This is a genomic window from Ventrimonas sp., from assembly GCF_048380235.1.
In the GTDB taxonomy this organism is placed as follows: Bacteria; Bacillota; Clostridia; order Lachnospirales; family Lachnospiraceae; genus Brotaphodocola.
Genome location: NZ_DBFCCJ010000042.1, coordinates 1 through 25,273, shown reverse-complemented (window position 1 = coordinate 25,273; position 25,273 = coordinate 1). Strand labels below are relative to the sequence as shown.

General features: G+C 49.6%; 21 protein-coding genes and 1 pseudogene. 17 read left to right on the top strand and 5 right to left on the bottom strand.

What is annotated here, in order from left to right; genetic code table 11:
• Positions 1-37: 37 nt before the first annotated feature.
• Positions 38-1,336: a Na+/H+ antiporter NhaC family protein gene (locus ACMP1L_RS07750; protein WP_418452549.1), complete on the bottom strand. Its 1,299-nt coding sequence runs from the start codon at positions 1,334-1,336 to the stop codon at positions 38-40.
• 249 nt (positions 1,337-1,585) lie between these two features.
• Here ACMP1L_RS07750 and ACMP1L_RS07745 point away from each other — a divergent pair, with 249 nt between their 5' ends.
• The 5 genes from ACMP1L_RS07745 to ACMP1L_RS07725 are packed head-to-tail and all read left to right on the top strand — an operon-like array spanning position 1,586 to position 7,938.
• Positions 1,586-2,482 (top strand): DegV family protein, encoded by an 897-nt coding sequence (locus ACMP1L_RS07745; protein ID WP_418452548.1) that lies wholly within the window; start codon positions 1,586-1,588, stop codon positions 2,480-2,482.
• The gene (locus ACMP1L_RS07740; protein WP_118732988.1) at positions 2,472-3,923 is read left to right on the top strand and encodes a sensor histidine kinase; all 1,452 of its coding nucleotides are present in this window, start codon (positions 2,472-2,474) and stop codon (positions 3,921-3,923) included. The genes ACMP1L_RS07745 and ACMP1L_RS07740 overlap by 11 nt, the downstream gene beginning before the upstream one ends.
• Positions 3,924-3,934: 11 nt before the next feature.
• A complete protein-coding gene (locus ACMP1L_RS07735; protein WP_418452546.1) occupies positions 3,935-4,903 on the top strand; it encodes a GerMN domain-containing protein in 969 nt (322 codons plus the stop codon).
• Positions 4,904-4,955: 52 nt separating this feature from the next.
• Complete coding sequence (locus ACMP1L_RS07730; protein ID WP_418452545.1) at positions 4,956-7,517, top strand: DNA internalization-related competence protein ComEC/Rec2; 2,562 nt, start codon at positions 4,956-4,958, stop codon at positions 7,515-7,517.
• A 10-nt stretch (positions 7,518-7,527) separates the two neighbouring features.
• Positions 7,528-7,938 carry a ribonuclease Z gene (locus ACMP1L_RS07725; protein ID WP_118733240.1) on the top strand — a complete coding sequence of 137 codons (411 nt, stop codon included), beginning with the start codon at positions 7,528-7,530 and terminating at the stop codon, positions 7,936-7,938.
• A 59-nt stretch (positions 7,939-7,997) separates the two neighbouring features.
• On the opposite strand, the gene sstT is transcribed toward ACMP1L_RS07725, so the two are convergent.
• Positions 7,998-9,221 carry a serine/threonine transporter SstT gene (gene sstT / locus ACMP1L_RS07720; RefSeq protein ID WP_418452544.1) on the bottom strand — a complete coding sequence of 408 codons (1,224 nt, stop codon included), beginning with the start codon at positions 9,219-9,221 and terminating at the stop codon, positions 7,998-8,000.
• A gap of 595 nt (positions 9,222-9,816) precedes the next feature.
• Between sstT and tyrS the strand changes: the two genes are divergently transcribed.
• The 3 genes from tyrS (at position 9,817) to rsmH (ending at position 14,182) form a co-directional block, all read left to right on the top strand.
• Positions 9,817-11,043, top strand: coding sequence for a tyrosine--tRNA ligase (gene tyrS / locus ACMP1L_RS07715; RefSeq protein ID WP_418452543.1), 1,227 nt, complete (start codon positions 9,817-9,819; stop codon positions 11,041-11,043).
• 149 nt (positions 11,044-11,192) lie between these two features.
• Positions 11,193-13,073: a DNA helicase RecQ gene (gene recQ / locus ACMP1L_RS07710; protein WP_418452542.1), complete on the top strand. Its 1,881-nt coding sequence runs from the start codon at positions 11,193-11,195 to the stop codon at positions 13,071-13,073.
• Positions 13,074-13,096: 23 nt separating this feature from the next.
• Complete coding sequence (gene rsmH, locus ACMP1L_RS07705) at positions 13,097-14,182, top strand: 16S rRNA (cytosine(1402)-N(4))-methyltransferase RsmH (protein ID WP_418452540.1); 1,086 nt, start codon at positions 13,097-13,099, stop codon at positions 14,180-14,182.
• A 13-nt stretch (positions 14,183-14,195) separates the two neighbouring features.
• Here rsmH and ACMP1L_RS07700 read toward each other — a convergent pair whose 3' ends face one another.
• Positions 14,196-15,326, bottom strand: a complete 1,131-nt coding sequence (locus tag ACMP1L_RS07700) for a DUF362 domain-containing protein (protein WP_418452538.1) — start codon at positions 15,324-15,326, stop codon at positions 14,196-14,198.
• A gap of 275 nt (positions 15,327-15,601) precedes the next feature.
• On the opposite strand from ACMP1L_RS07700, the gene ACMP1L_RS07695 reads away from it, so the two are divergent.
• The 6 genes and pseudogenes from ACMP1L_RS07695 (at position 15,602) to ACMP1L_RS07670 (ending at position 20,797) form a co-directional block, all read left to right on the top strand.
• Positions 15,602-16,759 (top strand): AfsR/SARP family transcriptional regulator, encoded by a 1,158-nt coding sequence (locus tag ACMP1L_RS07695; protein WP_418452536.1) that lies wholly within the window; start codon positions 15,602-15,604, stop codon positions 16,757-16,759.
• A gap of 209 nt (positions 16,760-16,968) precedes the next feature.
• Positions 16,969-17,637, top strand: coding sequence for a hypothetical protein (locus tag ACMP1L_RS07690; RefSeq protein WP_418452535.1), 669 nt, complete (start codon positions 16,969-16,971; stop codon positions 17,635-17,637).
• Positions 17,638-17,968: 331 nt separating this feature from the next.
• Entirely contained in the window at positions 17,969-18,226 is a 258-nt protein-coding gene (locus tag ACMP1L_RS07685) for a hypothetical protein (protein ID WP_418452533.1), read from the top strand.
• A 77-nt stretch (positions 18,227-18,303) separates the two neighbouring features.
• Positions 18,304-18,708 (top strand): annotated as a pseudogene (gene tnpA / locus ACMP1L_RS07680) (IS200/IS605 family transposase).
• Positions 18,709-18,723: 15 nt separating this feature from the next.
• Positions 18,724-19,827 (top strand): IS200/IS605 family element RNA-guided endonuclease TnpB, encoded by a 1,104-nt coding sequence (gene tnpB / locus ACMP1L_RS07675; protein WP_418452532.1) that lies wholly within the window; start codon positions 18,724-18,726, stop codon positions 19,825-19,827.
• Positions 19,828-19,978: 151 nt separating this feature from the next.
• Positions 19,979-20,797, top strand: coding sequence for a histidinol-phosphatase HisJ family protein (locus tag ACMP1L_RS07670; RefSeq protein ID WP_418452531.1), 819 nt, complete (start codon positions 19,979-19,981; stop codon positions 20,795-20,797).
• Here the strand turns inward: ACMP1L_RS07670 and ACMP1L_RS07665 are convergent.
• Both ACMP1L_RS07665 and ACMP1L_RS07660 read right to left on the bottom strand, forming a co-directional pair.
• On the bottom strand, positions 20,789-22,195 hold the full coding sequence (locus ACMP1L_RS07665; RefSeq protein ID WP_373244491.1) for an alanine/glycine:cation symporter family protein: 1,407 nt from the start codon (positions 22,193-22,195) through the stop codon (positions 20,789-20,791). The two genes, ACMP1L_RS07670 and ACMP1L_RS07665, sit on opposite strands and share 9 nt — an antisense overlap.
• 156 nt (positions 22,196-22,351) lie before the next feature.
• On the bottom strand, positions 22,352-22,909 hold the full coding sequence (locus tag ACMP1L_RS07660) for a manganese efflux pump MntP (protein ID WP_418452530.1): 558 nt from the start codon (positions 22,907-22,909) through the stop codon (positions 22,352-22,354).
• A 373-nt stretch (positions 22,910-23,282) separates the two neighbouring features.
• Between ACMP1L_RS07660 and ACMP1L_RS07655 the strand changes: the two genes are divergently transcribed.
• The 3 genes from ACMP1L_RS07655 to ACMP1L_RS07645 are packed head-to-tail and all read left to right on the top strand — an operon-like array spanning position 23,283 to position 25,054.
• A complete protein-coding gene (locus ACMP1L_RS07655) occupies positions 23,283-23,969 on the top strand; it encodes an AzlC family ABC transporter permease (RefSeq protein WP_418452528.1) in 687 nt (228 codons plus the stop codon).
• Complete coding sequence (locus ACMP1L_RS07650; RefSeq protein ID WP_418452527.1) at positions 23,966-24,286, top strand: branched-chain amino acid transporter permease; 321 nt, start codon at positions 23,966-23,968, stop codon at positions 24,284-24,286. The genes ACMP1L_RS07655 and ACMP1L_RS07650 overlap by 4 nt, the downstream gene beginning before the upstream one ends.
• A 15-nt stretch (positions 24,287-24,301) precedes the next feature.
• Positions 24,302-25,054 carry a tRNA threonylcarbamoyladenosine dehydratase gene (locus ACMP1L_RS07645; protein ID WP_418452526.1) on the top strand — a complete coding sequence of 251 codons (753 nt, stop codon included), beginning with the start codon at positions 24,302-24,304 and terminating at the stop codon, positions 25,052-25,054.
• Positions 25,055-25,273 lie beyond the last annotated feature (219 nt).

Sequence of the window (25,273 nt, the reverse complement as noted above, 5' to 3'; positions counted from 1 at the left end):
GAGTTATAAATAAGAGACTTCTGGAAAAGCCGATTATTTAACGCTTTTGGACAGCCGGTATCTGTGTCAGCAGATAACATACCGGTACCAGGTACAGGAAAAAGGCCGCGAAGAGGCTGGTCATCGGTGCGCCGACGGTGGAAAGCGGAACAGCTCCGGCAATGGACCAGGGAATGAGCGGCGCTACGACAACGGCGGAATTTTCAAGATCCAGCGCCATGCGTCCGGCATCAGGTTCTAGCTCACGGCCAAGCTGGTCTGTCAGCATGATGGATAAAGTCTGGTTGCAGGAGATCATGGAGGTGCCGACAGAAGCCAGCAAAATAGCGCCAAACGGCGTGATATGTGCGCCCAGCCTTACAAGCCCTGCTTTCAGCCCATCCAACAGCCCTGTGCGCTGGAAGATTCCGGCGTAGGAAGAAGAAATACACACAATGGCTGCAACTTTTACCATAGAACAGATGCCGCCTCCGTTTAAAAATGCTGCGGCCTCTGCATCAGCAGCATGGTAACCGGTCAGAAGCAGAGCCGGCAGCTTGCCGGGCGTGAAATGCTGGATCGAAGATCCAACCAAAAGAGAGGTTATAATACTGGCCAGCATGGCATATTTGACTGGAATCCGCATCATGGCCAGGATCAGGATCACGGCAGCTGGCAGAAGCGCTGCCGGGTGGAGCGTGACTTCTCTGGAAAACAGAGCAGTCAAATCTGTCTGGTCAGCCTGACTGTGAAACTGAAAGCCTAAAACGCCGTACAGCATGCAGGTGATCAGGAAGGGCAGCCAGGCGGAGCGGAGCATGTTTTTGATATTGTCGAAGATACTGGTTTTTGTCAGCTCGCTGACTAAGAGCGCACTGGTGGAAAAAGGGGAACAGCGGTCTCCGAAGAATGCGCCGGACAGGATGGCGCCTCCAAGGAGCAGAGGGCTTGTACCTGCGGAGATTCCCATGCTCATGCAGATGACGCCAATGGTGGCAGAGGTGCCGAAGGAGGTCCCGGTCAGCACGGAAATTCCGCAGCAGAGCAGAAAGGAAACCAGCAGAATGACCTCTGGACGCAGCAGCTTTGCCGCATGGCAGATGATATAGGGAATCGTGCCGCAGGCACGCCACAGTGCTGTCATCATGCCGATCAGGACAAATACGATCAGAATGTTTTTAGCGGTGAGGACACCGGTGCAGAGCATTGAAACGATCTGTTTTGGAGAATTTCCTTTTTTGAGTGCATAGGCGCAAAAGAGGATGAGTCCGGCAAACAGAGCATACAGGGTCGGCAGCTTCAACAGAAGGCAGGCTGTCAGAATTAGGGCAAAAAGAATAAGGGTTATGGTTTCCATATGGGGTGATCTTCCTTTGCATCATGATATCTGCGGGCCGGTCTGCAGTGGTGAGTACCGGCCCTGCTTTTTGTAATCACAGGTATTCTAACACATATTTATTTCTCTTCCAATCTTATTTTCCAATCCATTTTCCAATCCGCTGAAATAGCACTTCCCTTTCCTCTTAAAATGAGATAGAATGGAGTGTAATAATTTTGAAGCATAACCGGTACACACCGGATCAGATACCCGTGGAAGGAGAATAACATGAAAATCGCAATCGTTACGGACAGCAACAGCGGAATTACCCAGGCACAGGCGGGGGAGCTGGGAATCTTTGTGCTGCCGATGCCGTTTATGATCAATGAGGCAACCTTTGAGGAGGATATCAACCTGACTCACGAAGAATTTTACAAGCGCCAGGCAGAGGATGCTGATATTACCACTTCCCAGCCATCCCCGCAGGATGTCACCGATCTCTGGGATAAACTGTTTTCCGAAGGTTATGACCAGATCGTTCATATTCCGATGTCCAGCGGCTTAAGCGGCTCCTGCCAGACAGCGCGTATGCTGGCCGAGGATTACGAGGGAAAGGTATTTGTTGTGAACAACCAGCGTATTTCCGTGACCCAGCGCCAGTCCGTACTGGATGCGAAGGAGCTTGCGGAGGCGGGACTGAATGGAGAACAGATCTTTGAGGTCCTGGAGCGTGTAAAGATGGAATCCAGCATTTACATTACGGTTGATACGCTGAAATTCTTAAAGAAGGGCGGGCGTATCACCCCGGCGGCGGCGGCCCTTGGTACACTTTTGCGTATTAAGCCGGTGCTGCAGATCCAGGGCGAGAAGCTCGACTCTTTTTCCAAGGCTCGCACCATGAAGCAGGCCCGCACCACCATGCTGGCTGCTGTGGAGAAGGATCTGAAAGAGCGTTTTGCAGATCCGGAGGCAGAGAATACCTGGCTGTTTGTGGCCCACTCCCAGAATGATGAGATGGCAGCTGAGTTTGCAAAAGAGATCGAAGAACATTATCCGAAGGCCAAACCTGTATACGGTGCGCCGCTTTCCCTGAGTATTGCCTGCCATATCGGACCGGGTTCCCTGGCTGTGGCTATGTCAAGGAAGATTGACGCAGAGTCAGAACGGAAGCGCTATGGCTTATAAAATGAAAAAGCTGCAGATTCCCTGGCTGAAAAAGCGGGTAGTCAGCTTAAAGGTACCCATTGCCATCTGCCTGGTCCTGTTTGGTATTGTCCCCATGTTTCTGTGCACCCAGACCATCCTGAGTTCGGTGAAGCAGAACCAGATCGATGAGCGGATGGTGGAAGTGCAGAATCAGTGTCAGATCCTGAGCAGCAAGATTGCCCGTACCGGATATCTGAGCGGGGAAGATAAGAGCAGCTTAAACAGTGAGATCGAGACCATTGCGGATGTCTATAACGGACGTATTGTGGTGGTAAACCAGGATTTTAAGATCGTGCAGGATACGTTCCACATTTCGGAAAGCCGCCTGCATATTGCGGAGACCGTGATACGCAGCTTTCAGGGGGAGACCGTGAGCCGCTACAACCGGGACAAGCATTATTTTGCCCAGGCGATGCCCATATACAGTCTTTCCCCGGATAAGCACGTCGAGGGTGTTCTTGTCATGACTGCTTCTACGGAGGCCATGGCACGGCTTACAGAATCAGTAGGAGACCGTCTGGTGCTGTTCCAGGTAATTTTGGTGCTGGTCCTGGTGCTTGCTGCAGTGCTTGCTGCTGCCATGATGGTGCGACCGTTTAAAGAGTTTCAGGCAAAGCTCCACCACGTGGAGCAGGGAGCACTGGACACGGACATCAGCTCAGAGGCGTACCGTGAGACACGGGATATTTCCAACTCGGTGGCCCAGACTATCACAAAGCTGCAGGAGGCAGACCAGTCCCGCCAGGAGTTCGTATCGAATGTCTCTCATGAGTTAAAGACACCGATCACGTCTATCCGCGTGCTGGCCGATTCCCTGATGGGCATGGGGGAGGTACCGGTAGAATTGTACCGGGAGTTCATGGAGGATATTTCCAACGAGATCGATCGGGAGAGCAAGATCATAGATGATCTGTTGTCTCTGGTCAAGATGGATAAATCTGAGGCAGAGTTAAATATCAGCCAGGTCAATTTAAACGTGCTGGTGGAGCAGATCCTGAAGCGGCTCAGACCCATTGCCAACCGGCGCAAGGTGGAGCTGATCTTTGAAAGCATCCGGGAAGTAACAGCCGATGTAGATGAGATGAAGCTGTCGCTTGCCATCACAAACCTGGTGGAGAATGCCATCAAGTACAATATGGAAGAGGGATGGGTGCGGGTAACTCTGGATGCAGACCATAAATTCTTCTACTTGAAGGTACAGGATTCCGGCATTGGTATCCCGGAGGATGTCCAGGACCGTATTTTTGAGCGTTTCTACCGTGTAGATAAAGCCCGTTCCCGGGAAACCGGCGGAAGCGGACTCGGCCTTGCCATCACCCGGAATGTGGTGCTGATGCACAAGGGTGCCATCAAGCTGAGCAGCAAAGAAGGAGAGGGCAGTACCTTTACGCTGCGGATTCCGTTAAACTACATTGCCTAGCAGGAGGAACTATGAAACAAATCAGGCATAACTGCAGAGGCTTTGCATGGAGCCTTTGCGCAAAAAAACTGCTTTTTGCGGTGCTCCTGCTTTCCGGACTTTTGCTGGCCGGATGTCAGAAGCGGGAAACTCCACTGCAGGAGGGCGAATCGGAGTACCAGGTTTATTATATGAACCAGGCAGTGACAAAACTCATTGCACAGCCTTACCGTACCAGGACAACAGGCACAGAGGAACTGATTGGAGAACTGATGAAAAGTCTGATTCATGTTCCGGCAGATCTCGAGGCACAGAGTGTCTTATCTGACAAAGTTGTTTACCAGGGCTGCCGGCAGGATGACACGGTGCTCTATCTGTTTTTTGACAACAACTACACCAGTATGAATGCATGTCAGGAGATTCTCTGTCGCGCGGCCCTGGCCAGAACGCTGACTCAGGTGCCAGGAATCGAGTATATCAGCATTTATTCCGGAGACCAGCCGTTGCTGGAACGGAGCGGCATGCCGGCCGGTCCCATCTCAGCCGCAGATTTCGTGGACAGCATCACAGATGTCAATGCCTACGAGCGCACGGAGCTGATATTGTATTTTACTGATGCAAGCGGAACTGCGCTGCATCCGGAAAAGCGGAGCGTCATGCACAATGTCAATACTTCGGTAGAGCGTGTGATCGTTGAGGAACTTATCAGTGGACCGGAACAGCCTGGATTGATGCCAACATTAAATCCTGATATCAAGATCCTGAATATTTCGGTCAATGAAAACGTTTGCTACGTGAATTTTGACGCGGCGTTTTTGAACAATTCCCTGGAAGTGAAGGATTACATCCCGATTTACTCCATTGTCAATTCCCTGTCAGAGCTTTCGAATGTGAACCGTGTTCAGATTACGGTAAATGGCTCTCAGGAGGTGACATTTAGGGAAACCATTTCACTTAATACCCTGTTTGAGAGAGATCTCGATTATATAGGAGGCAACTAAAATCAAACATCCATTGCTGCTTTTGACAGGGGGATTCGTACTTGGAGAGGTCGTGATCCTGCATCAGAGCACAATGAAGGAACTGGCGCCGCTTTTTGCGGCGGCACTTATGCTGTGTGTGGCTGCTGTGTGTGCAGACCGGCGCAGACAGGTGTTTTGGGGCAGGAGCCTGGGAGTCAGGCTTCTGCCCTTTATGATTATTTTGGGGCTGGTGCGGGGACTTTGTGAGGAACAGACTGTGCTTGCGGAGCAGGGCCTGCTGTTGGAAGAGTCTGGTACTTATGCGGTTGGGACGGTCTGCGGAATGACAGAAAAGGAAAGCTGGACGGTGCTGCTGCTTAAGAATGTGCAGACTGAGAAGGGAAAGCTCAGATATCTGCAGGTGTATACGGAGCGGTCAGAAAAGGATTATCTGGCGGAGAAGAGAGACAGCCGGGCAGCAGATCATCCGCAGCAGCCGGAACAGAATGGATGCCGGATCGGTGAAGTGGTCCGGGTCTGGGGTGAGTTTACACCGTTTCAGACGGCTTCCAATCCGGGCGAGTTTGACTATGCCGCATATTACCGGGGGCAGAAGCTGGTCTGGCGGGTATTTGCGCGTACAGTACAGAGGATAGATGAAAATGGACTCAGAATCCTGTATGCACCTGCCAATATGATCCGGTATTTTCGTGCCTGGGCAGCAGAGCGTTTGAAGCTTCTGACCGGAGAGACGGATGGCAGTATCTTTGCGGCCATGCTTCTCGGAGATCGAACCGGCATGCCGGAAGAAATCCGGGAACTCTATCAGAAAAATGGGATTGCCCATCTTCTGGCAGTGAGCGGCCTGCATCTGTCGCTGGTGAGTATGGCGGCTTACGGTCTTCTGCGAAAAGCAGGAGCCGGATATGGAAAATCTGCTGTTGCAGGCAGCCTGATCCTGATGATCTACAGTGTTCTGACCGGAGCTTCTCCCTCTGTGATCCGCGCTTTTATTATGACCTTGTGCGGATTTCTGGCAGCTTATCTGGGACGTACCTATGATCTTCTGTCGGCCATGGGGCTGGCGGCTCTGATGCTTTTGTGGCATAGCCCGTATCTGATCGACCAGGCCGGCGTGCAGCTTTCGTTTGCGGCCATTGGAGGAATCGGACTGGCAAAAGAAATGGAGGAATCAGCTGTAAGCTCATCAATGGCCGAACCTTCGCCAGAAACAGAGTGCGGCGAAATCCATACGTGGGGACAGACGCTGCGCCTCTCACTTTGTATGCAGCTGCTTTCCCTTCCCATCATCCTGTGGCATTTCTTTTCCTATCCGCTTTATGGAATTGCTTTAAATCTTGTGGTGCTCCCGCTGACCGGAGTAATTGTGGGAACCGGTGCCGGAGGTATTCTTGGCAGTCTGTTTTCGATTCGTGCGGGTACATGGATAATCGGAGGCGGCCGTGCCGTGCTTGCATGGTACGAATTCTGCTGCAGGTGCTTTATGAAGCTTCCGGGCAGCAGCTTGTTGTGCGGGAGGCCAAAGCTGTGGCAGATCCTGGTATATTATATGGTGCTGGGAGTTGTCATAACATTTGTTGTCAATGGATACAGAAAGTCCGCACCGGTATGCCGGGTGCCGGGGTGGTCAGAACCGGCGGTAAAAGCTGGTTTGGGGATTCTCAGGAGCCTGTACGGAAAATCGGAGACAGTCATGGTTTTCCTTCTGCTTGCGGCCTTGACTTTTTTGCGTCCACCTGCAGTCTGCGGTCTGGAAGTGACCATTCTGGACACCGGACAGGGGGATGGTATCTGCATCCGGACAAAGAGCGAGGTGATTCTGGTGGATGGCGGCAGTACCGATCAGAAAGAACTGGGCCGATATCGTCTGGAACCGTTTTTAAAAAGCATGGGCATCCGTCAGGTTGATCTGGCTATTGTCACGCATGGGGACTGGGATCATATCAGTGGGATAAGCTGGCTGATGGAGCAGAAAGCAGCGGAGAAGGCGAGAGGAGCTTCCGATGCTGTTTTGATCAGAAAGCTGGCCATGCCGGAAATCGGAAAGGGAGAGGATGTGTATGGGCGCCTTGAACAGTTGTGCGTGCAGCAGGGGGGAGAGGTGTTGTGGATCGCGCGGGGCTATGAAGAAAGCAGGGATGCCGGGCTTCATCTTACATGCCTGTACCCGGAGTCTGCTTCCGGGCGAGGCCAATCGGCATCCGGTACGGACCGCAATGAGCATTCTCTGGTATTCTGTCTGGATTATGGAGTGTTTCATATGCTCTTAACAGGTGATATGAGTGCAGACGGAGAGAAAAAGCTGATTGCGCTGGAGTCGGAGGATGCGCAGAATGCAGGCCAGATTTGGGACAGATGGAGGGCAGCCATGCCGGAAGCAAATGAAATCCGGATATTAAAAGTCGCGCATCATGGCTCAGGATATTCCAGCAGCGAAGCTTTCCTTGGCTGGATGCATCCGGATTATGCCGTGATCTCCTGCGGAGAAAAAAACCGCTACGGCCATCCGCATCCGGATGCGCTGAAGCGTCTTTCGGACTGTGGAAGTGAGATCCTGCAGACAAAAGAAAGCGGCGCTATCATCTGGAAAACAGACGGGCACCATATAACCTGGAAAAGCTGGAAAAGATAGGAGGAGAACGATGATCGTAATGGTATGTGTAGATGATAAAAATGGAATGATGTTCAACAAACGCCGTCAGAGTCAGGATCGTGTGCTGCGTCAGCACATGCTGGAGCTGGCAGGCGATAAGAAATTGTGGATGAATGCGTACAGCCGAAAGCAGTTTCCTAAAGAAGATGAGAGCCGCATTGCAGTGGCGGAAAACGGATTTCAGAATATCCGGTCAGGCGAATACTGTTTTCTGGAGGATAAGGATCCGGCGCAGTACAAAGAACAGATTGAGGAGCTGATCCTGTTTCACTGGAACCGAACCTATCCTGCAGATCTTTGCTGTACTCTGGATCTGTCGGAGTGGAAACAGAAGACAACAGAAGAGTTCGCAGGCAGCTCTCATGAGAAGATCACACAGGAGTGGTATGTAAAGGGCTGATAAAAAGGAGGAAATCTGCAGGCGCAGGCTTCCTCCTTTTTGATACGGCAATGGATTTTTTAGAACAGAATTTCTTTTCCTTCCAGTCTCCACTGTCTGAACTCCGCAGATGCGGACAGAAGAAGATCGGATGAAGAGTTCAGTGCGGTTTCTACGGAATCCTGGATCACTCCGATGATGAATCCGACACCAACAACCTGCATGGCGATGTCATTCGGAATTCCGAATAAGGAGCAGGCCATCGGGATCAGCAGCAGGGAGCCGCCGGCTACACCGGATGCGCCGCAGGCAGACAGGGCAGCCAGAACACTTAAGATGATGGCACTTGGGATATCCACGGAAATACCGAGGGTATGCGCAGTTGCCAGAGTCATAACGGTAATGGTGATCGCGGCACCATCCATATTGATGGTCGCACCTAACGGGATGGTTACGGAGTAGGTATCCTTATCCAGTCCCATTTCCTCGCAGGTCTCCATGTTGATCGGGATGTTTGCTGCGGAGCTTCTGGTGAAGAAGGCGGTGATGGCACTTTTCTTTAAGCATTTAAAGATCAGCGGATACGGATTCCTGCGGATGCACCAGAATACCAGGATCGGGTTTGTGACAAAATAAATGAACAGCATGGAGCCGACCAGAACAGCCAGCAGCTTTCCGTATTCGGTAAAGATGGCAAGTCCGTTTTCGGAAACGGTGTTGAAGACCAGGCCCAGGATACCGAACGGAGCAAAGCTGATGATCCAGGTAACTACTCTTGCAAGTCCGTTTGAAATCTCACCAAACAGGTTCTTGGTGGTTTCGCTGGCACCGCGCAGGCCAATGCCGAAGAGTACAGCCCAAACCAGGACACCGATATAGTTGGCGCTTGCGATGGACTGAACCGGATTGCTTACCATATTCAGGAGCAGAGAACTTAATACCTCCACAATACCTTCTGGGGCAGCCAGGTCAGATGCGCCCTCGGCAAGCGTCAGGGTGATCGGGAACATCATGCTGGCAATCACGGCGATCACTGCGGCAAGGAAGGTGCTGAACATATACAGAATGATCACGGTGCGGATAACGCCGCCGTGGCTCTTACCGGAGTGGCACAGGGAACTGATGACCAGGAAGAATACCAGAAGCGGCGCGACCGCTTTTAAGGCACCTACAAAGACACTGCCGAGAATGGCGATGGCGGAGAACTGCGGAAGCGCAAGACCCAGGACAGCACCAATGATCAGGCCGGCAACGATCCGTTTGACAAGACTGATGCCGCACCAGGTTTCAAATAGCTTTTTCATAATCTTTCCTCTTTCTTTCATTGGATAGTGGATAAAAGTTCAAAGGCTATTATACACAATGTGTGTAAGTAATACAAATGTTTTTTATACACGGACATTTTGGAGAGAGTGTATTACCGCAGGATGCGTATCCTTACATCAGGCACTTGACATTTTTACACATCCCCTTTATAATGCGGTATAAGTATGTATGCAATTACACATATATCCCAGGCATAGAAGGGAACAAGTAACAGTCCGAGGTACCGCACAGAAAGCAGCCGGCAGATGAGAGGCGCGCGGGAGACGCACTGCGAATACATCCCGGAGCCGCGCATCGAACAAAACCTTTGTGGTTTTCAGTAGGCTGCGCCGGAGCACAGCATCCGTTATCAGGCTGGAACAAAGATGCGGCAGTCGGCATTCTTTCAGGGAAATCCGGCACAGCAGGCAGTTTGTTCACTGAGGCAGGCAGTGTGAGCTGTCTGTGAAGTAAGGTGGTAACACGAGACGTCCCTCGTCCTTTCTGGCTCCGGCCGGGAGGACGAGTTTTTTATTTCATAGGAAATTGCATCCTGTGAAACAATAAAAAGTAATGAAAAAAGGAGAATCAGCTATGAACTGTTACGAAGAGCTGGTAGCCCGCGGTCTTATCGCCCAGGTTACAAATGAAGAAGAAATCAAAAAAATGGTAAATGAAGGCAAAGCAACCTTTTATATCGGCTTTGACCCGACTGCGGACAGCCTGCACGTTGGTCACTTCATGGCACTTTGCCTGATGAAACGTCTGCAGATGGCAGGCAACAAGCCGATCGCCCTCATCGGTGGCGGTACCGGTATGATCGGCGATCCGTCCGGACGTACCGACATGAGAAAGATGATGACCCCGGAGATGATCCAGCATAACTGCGACTGCTTCAAAGAGCAGATGAGCCGCTTCATTGATTTCTCTGATGGAAAGGCACTCATGGTAAATAATGCAGAATGGCTGTTGAAGTTAAATTATGTGGAGCTGCTGCGTGAGGTTGGCGCATGCTTCTCCGTCAACAATATGCTGCGCGCAGAGTGCTATAAGCAGCGCATGGAGAAAGGCTTAAGCTTCTTAGAGTTCAACTACATGATCATGCAGAGCTATGATTTCTATATGTTATACCAGAAATATGGCTGCAACATGCAGTTCGGCGGCGATGACCAGTGGAGCAACATGTTAGGAGGTACTGAGCTGATCCGCCGTAAATTAGGTAAGGATGCGCATGCGATGACCATCACCCTGCTGTTAAACTCTGAAGGCAAGAAGATGGGCAAGACCCAGTCCGGAGCTGTATGGTTAGATCCGAATAAGACCACCCCGTTTGAATTCTACCAGTACTGGAGAAATGTGGCAGACGCCGATGTATTAAAGTGCCTGCGCATGCTGACCTTCCTGCCGCTTGAGCAGATCGATGAGATGGACAAATGGGAAGGCAGCCAGTTAAATACCGCAAAAGAAATCCTGGCATACGAGCTGACCAAGCTGGTTCATGGAGAGGAAGAGGCAGAGAAGGCGCAGACCGCAGCACGCGCACTGTTCAGCGGTCAGGGCAGCCTGGAAAACATGCCGAGCTACAACTTAACCGCTGAGGACTTTATCGACGGCAGCATCGATATTCTGGCAGTCCTGCAGAAATCCGGCCTGGCTCCGACCCGTTCTGAGGCAAGAAGAAACGTAGAGCAGGGCGGTGTATCGGTAAACGGTGAGCAGGTGAAGGATATCAAGGCATCCTACACCAGAGAAGATTTTGCCGGCGAAGGCATGGTCGTAAAACGCGGCAAGAAGAAATTCATGAAGGTAACTGCTGAATAAAAAAGGAAAACAGGCCGGAATATTGGCCTGACATCGCAAAAGCAGAAACAGACAAAAGATCCTCTGCGGCAGGAGGATGCGAACCATTCGCACGAAACTGCCACAGGGGATTTTTGCAACCATTTGCAAATTTTATATATGAGGATTTTATGACAACATTTACAGATAAATATCAGGTGTTAAAGCAGGTATTCGGCTACGATAGCTTCCGGCCGGGCCAGGAGCACCTGATCAACGCCATCCTTGCGGGAAAGGATGTGCTTGGCATTATGCCGACCGGCGCGGGAAAATCCATCGTCTATCAGGTTCCGGCGCTGTTATTTCCGGGCATCACCCTGGTGATTTCGCCCCTGATTTCCCTGATGAAGGACCAGGTGGAGGGCTTAAATCAGGCAGGTGTCCATGCGGCCTATTTAAATAGCTCCCTGACCCAGAACCAGTATTTTAAGGCACTGGATTTCGCGAGAGCGGGGCGTTATCCTATTATTTATGTGGCACCGGAGCGGCTTTTAACGGACAGCTTCCTGTCCTTCGCCTTGAACGCCAATATCTCCATGGTGGCGGTGGATGAGTCTCACTGCGTCTCCCAGTGGGGACAGGATTTCCGCCCCAGCTACTTAAAAATCACAGAATTTATCGACCGTCTGCCGACGCGCCCGGTGGTCAGCGCGTTCACCGCCACCGCCACAAAAGAGGTGCGGGACGATATCATCGACATTTTGCAGCTTCGGGAACCGGCGGTGGAGACCACCGGCTTTGACCGGAAAAACTTATACTTTGGGGTTATGACGCCCAAGGACCGTTACGGCGCCATTCATCATTACCTGGAAACACATCCGGGAGAGAGCGGCATCATTTACTGCCTGACCCGCAAAAACGTGGAAGAAATCTGCGAGCGCCTGCGCGCGGATGGCTTTGCGGCTACCCGGTATCATGCGGGACTCAGCGACGCAGAGCGGCGGCAGAACCAGGATGATTTCCTCTATGACCGTTCGCCCATCATGGTAGCCAGCAACGCGTTTGGCATGGGCATTGACAAATCCAACGTGCGGTTTGTTCTGCACTGCGGCATGCCGAAGAACGTGGAATCCTACTATCAGGAGGCTGGAAGAGCCGGGCGTGACGGGGAACCGGCAGAGTGCATTCTCTATTACAGTGGCCAGGATGTCATCACCAACCAGTTTTTCATCGAGAACAGCCAGGAAAACCAGGAGCTGGATCCTTACACAGCTCAGATCGTAAAAGAGCGGGACCGCGACCGTCTGCGGAAGATGACCTATTACTGTTATACCAACGAATGTCTGCGGGAGTACATCCTGAAGTATTTTGGCGAGTACGGTTCCTCCTGTTACTGCGGCAACTGCCAGAACTGCCTGACGCAGTTTGAAGAGGTGGATGTGACCGAGTATGCCATCGGACTCATCGGCTGCGTGGCTGCCTGCCGGCAGCGCTATGGCGTGAATGTGGTTCTGGATACCCTGCGCGGCGCAAAGACGGCGAAAATCCGTCAGTACCGCATGGATGAGGTGCCGCAGTATGGCCAGTTCGCCAAGGTTCCTGCTTACCGCATGCGCCAGGTATTAAACTATCTGCTGATGCACGATTACTTAAGTGTAACCGATGACACTTACGCCATCCTGCAGCTGACGAAAAAATCCGTGCAGCTTCTGGATCCGGAACAGCAGGCAGAACATGGCCCGCTTCTTATGAAAATGGCAAAGGAGCAGGACAAGGCACCGAAGGAATCTGCCGATACAAAGGGTAAAAAGAAGAAACTCAAAACAGCGGCTTCCGTGGTTCTCACGGAGGAGGAAGAACTCCTTTTCGAGGCGCTGCGCGGCCTGCGAACCGAGATCGCAAGGGAAGAGAGTGTGCCGCCTTACATTGTATTTTCTGATAAGACCCTGGTGCTTATGTGCCGCCTGCGTCCGGAGAACAAGGCAGAAATGCTGGAGGTATCCGGCGTGGGAGAGCATAAATTTGAGAAGTATGGCGCACGGTTTCTGCAGCGGATTGCGGAGCATGTGTGAGCAGAAAGGAGTTATCAATATATATGGAAGAAAAGAATCAGAACAGGAATCAAAACCCGGAACAGCAGCAGACACCGCACAAACGCCGCGTCCGCTACAAAGGAACTCATCCGAGAAGATTCGAAGAAAAATACAAAGAGCTGAACCCGGAAAAATATGCAGATACCATTGAGCATGTCATTCAGAAGGGCGGAACACCGGCCGGGATGCATATCTCGATCATGGTAAAGGAAATTCTGGATTTTCTACAGATCCGGCCGGGACAAAAAGGCCTGGATGCAACTCTGGGTTATGGCGGCCATACGCGTGCAATGTTAGAGCAGCTGCAGGGCGAGGGCCATATCTACGGCCTGGATGTAGATCCGATCGAGTCTGTAAAGACAAAGAAACGACTGGAAGATCTGGGATTTGGCGAGGACATTATGACTGTGCGCCAGATGAATTTTGCAGATATCGACCAGATCGCGGAGGAGGCTGGTCCGTTCGATTTTATTCTGGCGGACCTTGGCGTATCCTCTATGCAGATCGATAATCCGGAACGCGGTTTTTCCTACAAATTTGACGGCCCGCTGGATCTGCGTTTAAATCCGCAGGCCGGCATTTCTGCCGCAGAACGGTTAAAAGAAGTAGATCGGGAAGAACTGGCCGGGATGCTGGTGGAAAACTCTGATGAGCCATATGCGGAGGAGATTGCCCGCTGCATCACCGGTGCGGTCCGCCGCGGTGAGAAGGTGGACACTACCACAAAAGTGAGGGAACTCATTGAAGAGGCTCTCAGCTTTATCCCGGAAAAAGAGCGCAAAGAAGCGGTAAAGAAAGCCTGCGCAAGAACCTTTCAGGCGCTGCGCATTGACGTAAACAGTGAGTTTGAGGTGTTATATGCCTTCCTCGACAAGCTTCCGCATGTTCTGGCGCCGGGCGGCCGGGTGGCTGTTCTTACTTTCCATTCCGGCGAAGACCGCATGGTAAAGAAATCCTTTAAACAGTACCGGAAAGCCGGACTTTACTCTGAGATTTCAGACGATGTCATCCGCCCGTCTGCAGAAGAATGTGTCCGCAACAGCCGCGCAAGATCTACAAAGCTGCGCTGGGCTGTGCGGGCAAAATAAGAAATAGCAGAAATCACATCCGGATCAGTTCATAGTCACGGCTGCCGAGTCCGATCTTCTCTGCATGCTCCAGGCAGGAACGCCATTCAGATTCCGGGGTAGAGTTTGTGAAATGGTCATGGTGATCATGAAAGTCAGGATCTGCCAGATGCTTTGCCAGCTGGCTTCCCGGCATTGGCTGTGCGGCCATGCAGGCATCTACGCAGGCCTGGTCAAGGGCAAGCGGGTCGAAGGACGCGAACATGCCGATATTTGGCAGGATCGGGACATCGTTTTCACCATGGCAGTCACAGTTTGGAGAAACATCCACGATCAGGGAAATATGGAAGTTCGGTCTGCCATCTACGACAGCTTTGGCATATTCTGCCATGCGGCAGTTTAACAGTTCGTTTGCGTTATTATTATCGAAACGGATGGCATCAAAGTTGCAGGCTCCAAGGCAGCGTCCGCAGCCGACGCAGTTCTCCTGGTTTACGTGCATTTTTCCGGCTGCTTCGTCGAAAATCAGACCGCCGTTGGCACATTCCTTCTGGCAGCGTCTGCAGCCGCGGCACTTACGTTCCTTGATATGTGGTTTTCCGCTGCAATGCTGCTCGGTTTTTCCGGCACGGGAACCGCAGCCCATGCCAATGTTTTTGATGGTGCCGCCGAAGCCGGTCATCTCATGGCCCTTGAAATGGGTCAGGCTGATGAAAATATCTGCATCCATGACAGCACGTCCGATCTTGGCTGCTTTTACATATTCACCGCCTTTTACCGGAATTTCGATATCATCGGTGCCCTTTAATCCATCACCGATAATGACAGGGCAGCCAACAGAAAGCGGAGTAAATCCGTTCTCCCAGGCACATTCCAGGTGCTCCAGGGCGTTTTTCCGGCTGCCAGGATACATGGTGTTGCAGTCTGTGAGGAATGGCTTGCCGCCAAATTCTTTTACCACATCTGCAACGGCCTTGGCATAGTTCGGCCGGAGATAGCTGATATTTCCAAGTTCACCAAAATGCATTTTGATCGCTACAAATTTGCCGTCCATATCCAGCTCGGATATGCCGGCTTTTTTAATGAGTTTTTTCAGCTTTGTGGGAAGACCGTCACCAAATGCAATCGTGTGAAAGTCGGTAAAGTATACTTTTGATCGTTCCATGTCAGATAAATTCCTCCTGTCAGTTCTGTTATGTAAATCCTAAAATATATTTTATTATAATCGAAAAAAATTTTCAACAATCCCCTAGGATCGCTTGATAATTATTTTACATTTGCATTGCTTTTTCCTTTTAGAACGTGTACTATTATAAAGACAATTTGTGTAAATGATGATACGGAACAAAGTATAAGAGAAAAGGACAGGTGACTTGCGTGGAAAGACAGAATGAAATAGAGTCAGATAAAATTTATGTTCAGATGTTCGGAAGCTTTCGTATGACATATCAGGGACAGCAGATTCAGTTGGGAAAATGGCTGAGTGCCAAAATGATCCATCTGCTGCTGCTGCTGATCTGCAGGAGAGAAGAGGGGGTTACCAGGAGTGAACTGATCCAACGTCTGTACGGAGCAGACGAAAATGACAGTCAGTCCAGCAATTCCCTGCGCGCCATGATCTTCCGGCTGCGCCGAAGCATCCAGGAATCCGGGCTTCCGGAGGGAGAATACATTTCTACCAAGGGCGGACGTTATACATGGAATAACCAGCCATTGGAGACAGAGCTGGATGTGGAGATATTTCAGAAACTGGTCAAGGCCGCCTTTGAAGAAATTGATCCGGTGCACAGAGTGGAGCTTCTGACAGCTGCCTGTAGAACCTGCAGTGGAGATTTTATGCCGGATATGGTTTCGGATGAGTGGGTCGGAAAAACCAGCTGGCGTTTCCGGGAATTATACATGAGGGCACTGAGGGAACTGACAAGCCAGTTAAAAAGCCAGAAACGTTATACCGAGCTGCTAGAGGACTGCGAGCTGGTATTAAAACGCTACCCGTCTGAAGAATGGCAGTGTATGAAGTTAGAGTCCCTCAATGATCTGAAACGCTACCGGGAAGCAGTGGAGTATTATGAAGCTCTGGAGACGGAGGCCCGGCAGACCTGTACTCCGTTTCTGTCACAGGACTTAAAGGAGCAGTATCTGAAGGCCAAAAATATGATGCAGTATGAAGTGGTGGATATGGAGCAGATCCAGAGAGAACTGATGCCGGGGATTCCTAGGCTTGGGGCAACTTCATGCGAGTATCTGGAATTTGTTGATATTTACCAGTTTATGATGCGGGTTTTTGCCCGGGAGGGAATTTCGTCCCAGCTGCTTTTACTGACTCTGGCCGGTCCGCAGGGAGCGGAGCTGGAATCCTCAGGGATGCTGGAGGGTGCCCGTTCCAGCCTGGAAAGTGCGATCCAGAAAACAATCCGCTGCTCTGATCTGTACACACGCTATGGCAGCGACCAGTTTTTGGTACTCCTGGCAAGCACCGGGCAGCAGGGCGGTGAAGAAGCCAGAGAGCGTATTCTGGAACGCTATCGTGCGATCAACCGGAATCCGCAGATCACATTGCGCTGTGAACTGCGCGATATCTGTTCGGATGAGCTGTAATGTGGCTCATGGATATTGTCATGCGGTAATAAATCCTTAAGAGAAACGTTCATAATAATCAATGGTAATTAAGAGATCTCTCTGTTATACTGTGGGTGTGTTAAGGAAACAGCTGAAAACTGTAACCAATACGATACGGAGGCAGGAAAAAGGTACCCCGGGGTATCTTCCGGCACCGAACCATGATTACGGATAAGGAGATAGAAATTATGAGCAGAAAAACAAATAAGACCATTACCGCTGTCGGCATGGCAGCACTGATGACAGCAGCCGGTGTCCTCACCGCCATGGCAGCACAGTCCCCGACCATTATAGCAGGAAACGGCATGAGCCAGATTGAGGCAGCCGGACCGGGTGTACAGAGTCCTGACGCAGAACAGGAGCAGGCACCGATCTGGGGAAGCATCATCAGCGCAGATAACGGCAGCATTGACATGGATTGTCCGTCCGGCAATATCTATGAGGGCGAGGTGATCGTGAATATTTCCGGTGATACGCTGATTCTGGACGGCGAGAACGGCTATCCGCTGGAGGCAGAGGAGCTTCAGGCAGGCGAGACAGTATATGCCTACATTGGACCGGCCATGACCATGAGCCTGCCGCCGCAGACAACCGGCGAGGTTATCATTGGTAAGATCCCGGCAGACCAAAAGGCACCGGAGTATATCACCGCAGTGTCTATGACAGCCAACGCAGACGGAAGCTGGACTCTCATGTCTGCGGCGGGTAAGGAGTATGCAGTTTCCGCAGACTGCCGCATCATGCCGTATCTGACCAGACAGATCGTTTCTCTGGAGGACGTGGAGCAGGGCAGCAATCTGCTGGTATGGAGTGATGACCAGAACCAGGCACAGAAGCTGGTATTATTTGCAAGATAAAAATTCAGCAGCACAGTCTGGCTGACAAAATAATCAGGGAATGTCCTGTCCGCATGAAAGAGATTGCGGCAGGGCATTTTTCTGCATCACTGCGATGAAAATGATATGGTGAGGGCTGGATGATGAAAACAAACCGCAGATTTCTATTCAGGAAAACTCTGCTGCGCTTTTTCTGGAAATTACAGCAGAATATGACAGCGACTGGCAGGATGAACACAGCCTGATCAGCACAAAAACATCCCAGATCCATATTCTGGATGAAGACCACGCGGAGCTTCAGAAGGCGCTGGATGCCCTGAACCAGAAAAATCTTGACAGTCAGAGTACGTTTATGGCAGACAACCAGGCTGATGCAAGACAGATGCTGGTGTCTGTCCGTGATCTGAAGGTGACTGTTTTAAAAGCCGGTTCACAGGAACAGGAGATCATACCGTCCGGAACATCATTTAAGATTACCGCAACCGATGGAAAAAGCTTTGTGGAGGCAAAATGGATGATGGACGCAGCTGCCGCATTCCGGTTGTCAAAGACGCAGACGCATGGGAATGGAAGATCAACGGTGTCAGCGAGTATGAATGTTTTGAAATAAGGGCTACCGCAATCCCACTGGCGTTAGACGGTGGGTTAAGTTAGCCTAAAGCGGAGTTTACATGTTATACTTATGATATGGGAACATGGAAATCTAAAAACAGGCATAAATATTTACTGCAGTATCATGTGATTTTTGTATGCAAATACAGGAAAAAATTATTAGTATCAAAATAAATATCGGAAGACATAAAACAAGTTTCGTGTGAGATATGTAAAAAGCATCATGTAATCATCAGATATATGGAAACGGATAAAGATCATATTCATTATATGATAGAAACAGAACCAACGATATCTATTAGTAAAATTGTAAATCTGATGAAGAGCTATACAACGTATCATATATGGGAGCGATATCCAAATTATTTACGGAAGCATTTTTGGAAAGAGCATACGTTTTGGACAGATGGATATTTTGTCTGCAGTGTGGGAAATGTTTCAGAAAAAATGTTGCGAGAATATATAGAAAACCAGGGATAGAAGGCGGTGACAGTCGTGTTAAAAGCATACAAGTTTAGAGTATATCCAAATACGGAGCAAAAAACACAGATTGCAAAAACATTTGGCTGTTGTCGTTTTGTTTATAACCAGACGCTGGCATACAGAAAAGAATTGTACGAGAAAGAAAAGAAAACAGCTGGAAAAATTGCCTGTAATAATTATTGTAACCAAGAATTAAAGAAAAAATACGAATGGCTGAAAGAAGTAGATAAATTTGCTTTGACAAATGCCATATATAACATGGATGCAGCATATCGGAAGTTTTTCAGGGAACATGCAGGATATCCGAAATATAAAAGCAAACACGACAATCATAAAACCTATACAACCAATTTCACAAATGGAAATATTGCAGTAGATTTTGAGACAGGTACGATAAAGCTGCCAAAACTGAGAAACGTAAAGGGAAAATTGCATCGAAAATTCATTGGAAAAATAAAATCGGCCACAATTTCCCGAGTTCCAAGCGGAAAGTATTATGTTTCAATCCTTGTAGAAACCGAGCTTATTTCATTACCGGAAAAAGAAGGCTGTATAGGATTGGATTTGGGTATTAAGAATTTATGCATTACGTCGGCTGGAAAGAAATACGACAATCAAAAAACATTGACAAAACAGGAAAGAAAGCTAAAAAAGCTGCAGCGCCAGTTAGCGCATAAAGAGAAAAGAAGTAAAAACTACTATAAAGCAAAGAAAAAAATCGCATTATGCCATGAGAAAATCGTAAATACCAGAAAAGATTATCTGCATAAGATATCACATGAAATAATCAGCGAAAACCAAGTGATCGTTTCGGAAAATCTGCAGATAAAAAATATGGTAAAGAATCATCATTTGGCAAAATCAATAACAGATGCGTCCTGGTATGAGCTGACAAGGCAATTAGAGTATAAAGCGGAATGGAATAAAAGAAAATATGTTAAAATAGATCCGTTTTATGCCAGTAGCCAGTTGTGTTCTGCCTGTGGCTATCAAAATAAAAATACAAAAGATTTGTCAGTAAGGAGTTGGATCTGCCCAAGTTGTGGTGCAGAACATGACAGAGATATCAATGCAGCAAAAAACATATTGGCAGAAGGATTACGGCAAATAGCGTAAAGAAATATCATATATATAGGGCAGAAACTGCCCGAATTAACGCCTGTGGAGATAGTAGATTACGAGGTCGATGAAGCAGGAAGCCCATTGGCTTTAGACGATGGGTGGTTTACATGCTGCCTTATGCAGGATAAAAAAGGGGATTAAGAAAATGAGAAAACTTTGTGCGGATTTTCACACACACACAACCTACTGTGACGGCAAAAGCACGCCACGCCAGATGGTGGAGGCGGCATACAGCATGGGCCTGACAGATTTCGGTATTTCCGGCCATGCGGATTATTCCATGTGGGAGCCGGGATTTGGCATGTCGGATGCGATCTTGTCGGCCTACAAGCAGGAACTGGAGATACTCAGAGAAGAGTATGCCGGGAAGATGAATATTTACATCGGAATTGAACTGGATACGCTGGGGCCGGTGCAACAGGCAGAGTATGCCATCGGCTCTACCCACAGCGTATTAAAAGACGGGCATCTGGTCACGGTGGATGACACGGAGGAAAAGCTGGTGCAGGCTGTGGAAACACTCTGGAACGGCGACTGGTATGCCATGGCACGGGATTATTTCGAACTGGAGGCCACGGTTTACGATAAGCTTCACTGCGACTGGGTGGGACATTTTGACCTGCTTACGAAGTTTAATGAAGGATATAAGCATTTTGATGAGACGAAGGATGCGTATCTGGAACCGGCACTCGCAGCGATGAAAAAGCTTCACGGGCAGGGACTCCCGTTTGAGATCAATACCGGCGCCATGTCCCGCGGCTACCGTACTGCTCCATATCCGAATCCGATTCTCTTAAGAGAACTCCATGCCATGGGCGGCCGCATCATGATCAATTCCGACAGTCACAGCGCGGGCACGATTGCCTACGCTTTCGATCAGGCAGAAAAAATTGCGTATGAGTGCGGCTTTCGGAAGGTAACAGTATGGAGCAAAGACGGTTTCCGGGAAATTCCGTTAGGATAAAAACGGGTCCTTTCCTTCCGTTTCAAAATATTCCCTGGTCAGCTTAAATACCGTTTTGGACAGCAAAAATACACCGATCAGGTTTGGGATGGCCATGAGACCGTTGAAGGTATCTGCAATGCTCCATAGCAGGCCCAGATCTACCGTGGCACCCAGGATGGCTACCAGAGAGTAGGCGACCATGAAGGGCTTGATGATCTTTTCATCGAAGATAAATTCAATACAGCGTGCGCCGTACAGTCCCCATCCGATGATGGTGGAGAAGGCAAAGCAACACATGGATATGGCGGTGAAGATGGATACCCAGCTTCCGTAGGTGGAGGTAAAGCCGGAAATGGTCAGCTCTGCGCCGGCTGCCTGTCCATAGTTGACAGTAACACCGCTGCACAGGATAACCAGCGCGGTTAATGTGCAGATGACAATAGTATCGGTAAATACCTCAAAGATACCGAAGAATCCCTGCTTCACCGGCTTTTTGGTATCGGCACATGCATGGGCAATGGAACCGGTACCGAGGCCGGCCTCATTGGAGAAGATACCTCGGGATACGCCGCGTTTCATGCTGGTGAAGAAGCTTCCGATGACGCCGCCGGTTACTGCCTGCGGATGGAAGGCACCCTCAAAGATCATGGAAAATACCAGTGGAATGCGGTTTGCGTGAAGCAGGATTACGCCAAGGGCCAGCAGGATGTAAAACAGTGCCATGAAGGGAACCAGCTTTTCTGCTACGTTTCCGATTCTTTTTACGCCACCTAAGAGCACCAGGGCTACCAGAGCAGCCAGCACAATGCCGGTCACGAGGCAGACAACAGGTTTTGACTGGTCTGAGATCAGGCTGTAGTTTTCCAGGGCAGAGTTGATGGCGGTGGTGATGGTATTGACCTGGGTGGCATTTCCGGTTCCGAATACCGTCAGCACTCCAAAGGTGGAGAAGAGGACTGCCAGCCAGTGCCATTTCGGGCCAAGACCGTTTTTGATGTAGTACATAGGACCACCTACCAGATCACCGTTTTTATTGGTCTCCCGGAAATGGACGGCCAGGGTTACTTCGGAGAATTTGGTGCACATGCCCAGGGCTGCGGAAACCCACATCCAGAAGACAGCGCCCGGTCCGCCGATGGCAATAGCGCCTGCTACACCGGCAATATTTCCGGTGCCTACGGTCGCTGCCAGAGCCGTGCAGACCGCCTGGAACGGTGTCATGGCACCGTCTGAGGCATTGCGCTTACGGAAGATGCGTCCGATGGTCACGCGGATTGCGTAAGGGAATTTGCAGATCTGCAAAAAGTGCAGGCCAAAGCTTAAATAAAGGCCGACACCGATGATGCAGATCATAGCAGGAACTCCCCAGATGAAATTGTTGATCACGTTGTTGATGGATTCGATGGTGTTTAACATAGGGATACCTTTCTTTTATAGTAAAAATACCAGAAGATGATATCATAATCGGGAAAAAATGTATAGCAAAATGTGGCGCGGTAAGGCAAAAAAACGTTGCCGGGCACATATGTGTGAGCAGTAACAGTAAAACGAAAAAAATAAAGCTCCGGTTCTTTAAAAGAACAGATGCCCGATCAGAATTTTGAGACCGATCAGAATCAGGATGATGCCGCCGGTCTGTTCTGCTTTGGACTTGTAGAGGACTCCGAATACGGTGCCGACTTTAACGCCGATCACGGAAAGTATGAACGTGGTGCAGCCGATAAAGCTGACTGCCTGCAGGATCCGGACATCCAGAAATGCGAAGGTGACACCGACGGCCAGTGCGTCAATGCTGGTGGCTATGGCCAGAAGCAGCATGGTTTTGACATCGATGGAGGCATCACAGGACTCAGTCTCATTGTCCATGGATTCCTTCACCATATTAAAACCGATGATGCCAAGCAGGATAAACGCGATCCAGTGATCGTAGGCTTTGATGGCACCCTGGAAACGGATACCAAGCATATAGCCGATCCAGGGCATGAGGGCCTGGAAACCGCCAAAATACAGGCCGATGATGAGCGCGTGCTTCGCGCGCATCTTCTGCATGGAAAGACCCTTACAGACGGAAACGGCAAAGGCGTCCATGGAAAGGCCTACTGCCAGAAGAAATAATTCGATCAGCGACATAAGAAAATCCTCCTGTTTCTTTCATACATCTTATGTGGAATGCCGCATGATAAAACGCAATTTCCGAATGATACAAAAAGAGACCTGTCTGCAGAAAAAAGCCTGCAGACAAGTCTCATCATTTGCCATATCTTTATGCATTAAGCAGAACCAGATGCGTATGCATCAGTGTGTTGGCTCTGCTCCAGGCTGCTGCCTGGCGACTACTCCCTTATCTTCTGCTTATTCTACTCAATAGAACAGGAGTTGGTCAATGCTAACATTCCTGAAGGGAATATTTTAATACGAAATTTGAATTTATAATACATATTGACATGGTAGGTTAATTGCCATATAATTTCGTTCAAACACACGAAAGCTGAGGAACCTGCCGATGGACCGAGAATTGAAATACGCACTGGGAAAGACTATTCCGATCATGTTCAGTTATTTATTCTTAAGCATGGCATTCGGGATCATGATGAACCAGGCCGGATTCCCCTTTTACTGGGCCTATCTGGTCAGCCTCACGGTCTATACCGGTGCGTTTCAGTTTGTCATGGTATCGTTCCTTTCCGCGGCAACAGGGATTGCCACTATTGCGCTCACAGCTCTGGCCATGAACTGCCGCCATATGTTTTATGGAGTAACCTTTTTAAAAGAATTCAAGAGTATGGGAAAGCGTTATCCGTACATGATCTTTTCCCTGACAGATGAGACGTATGCATTATACTGTTCCCTGGAGTATCCGGAGAATCTGGACCGACATCAGATTATGTTTGACATTGCGTGGCTCAGCCGGGCATACTGGCTGATCGGGACTTTGGTGGGCGCGCTTTTGGGGCAGATGATTCCTTTTGATTTTGAGGGAGTAGATTTCTGCATGACAGCGCTGTTTGTTACGATTCTGATCGATCAGTGGAAAAAGTGCAGGAACCATGCTCCGGCAGTTATTGGCGGGACAAGTGCAGCAGCATTTCTTCTGCTCTTTGGTGCATCGCGGTTTATGCTGCCATCGCTGCTTGTAACAACAGCGCTCCTGCTGATCTTTACACCAGGAAAAGAGGAACAAGTACAATGAGACCGATTCATATTTTATTGTCGATTCTGGTTCCGGCCGCGCTGACCTTTGGTCTGCGCGCATTGCCGTTTCTTCTATTGAATAAGAGCGAGCTTCCGAAACGGATGGAATATTTGGGTAAGGTATTTCCTATGGCAATTATGGCTACTCTTGTGGTATACTGCCTAAAGAGTATTCCGGAGTCCGCGCTTCAGGACAATCTGATTCTGCTTGCAGGTGTTGCGGTGACAGCAATGGTTCATCTCTGGAAGAAGAGTTCCATTTTGAGCATCACCGTAGGAACGGTGGTGTACATGGCGTTGGTACATATGATTTAGAGAAAGGGAAATACGATGTTAAATCAGTTTTCAAGAACAGAATTATTATTTGGGAAAGAAGCCATGGAGCGGCTGGCGCAGTCCAGAGTCGCCGTGTTTGGTGTCGGTGGAGTAGGCGGTTATGCTGTGGAGGCACTGGTGCGCAGTGGTGTGGGAGCCATAGATATCATCGATGACGATAAGGTGTGCCTGACCAACTTAAACCGTCAGATCATAGCCACCAGAAAAACCGTTGGAAGATATAAGGTAGACGTGATGGAAGAGCGCATCCATGATATCAACCCGGACTGCAAGGTCACCACTCACAAATGCTTTTATCTGCCGGAGACGAAAGATGATTTTGATTTTTCCAAGTATTCCTATGTGATTGATGCAGTGGATACGGTAACGGCAAAGCTTCAGCTTGTCATGGAAGCACAGGAGAAACAGGTGCCGGTCATCAGCAGCATGGGAGCCGGAAATAAATTGAATCCGGCTATGTTTGAAGTGGCGGATATCTATAAAACTTCTGTCTGTCCGCTGGCAAAGGTCATGCGTCGGGAACTGAAAAAGCGCGGTGTCAAAAAACTGAAGGTCGTGTACTCCAAAGAACAGCCGATCAGACCAATTGAGGACATGTCCATCAGCTGCAAAAATCACTGCATCTGTCCGCCTGGAGCCGAGCATAAATGCACCGAGCGCCGGGCTATCCCGGGTTCCACTGCATTTGTTCCGTCCGTAGTGGGGCTGATCATTGCGTCAGAAGTCATCAAAGATCTGGCAAAATAAAAATTTGAGTTACAAAGCTGAATAAAGGTCCGGAAGTGAAAGAGACTGCCTTCCTCTATTTTCACATATCGTTGTTTGCTTGCTCTCGCTAACACGCGTTCGCCTGTGTCGGATTAACATCCGCCACATTCGGACGTGTGTGCTCAAGATGCAAACACCTGATATGTTGAAAATCCCGGAAGGCGGTCTCATTCACTTCCTGCTGTATTGGCTTCGCTA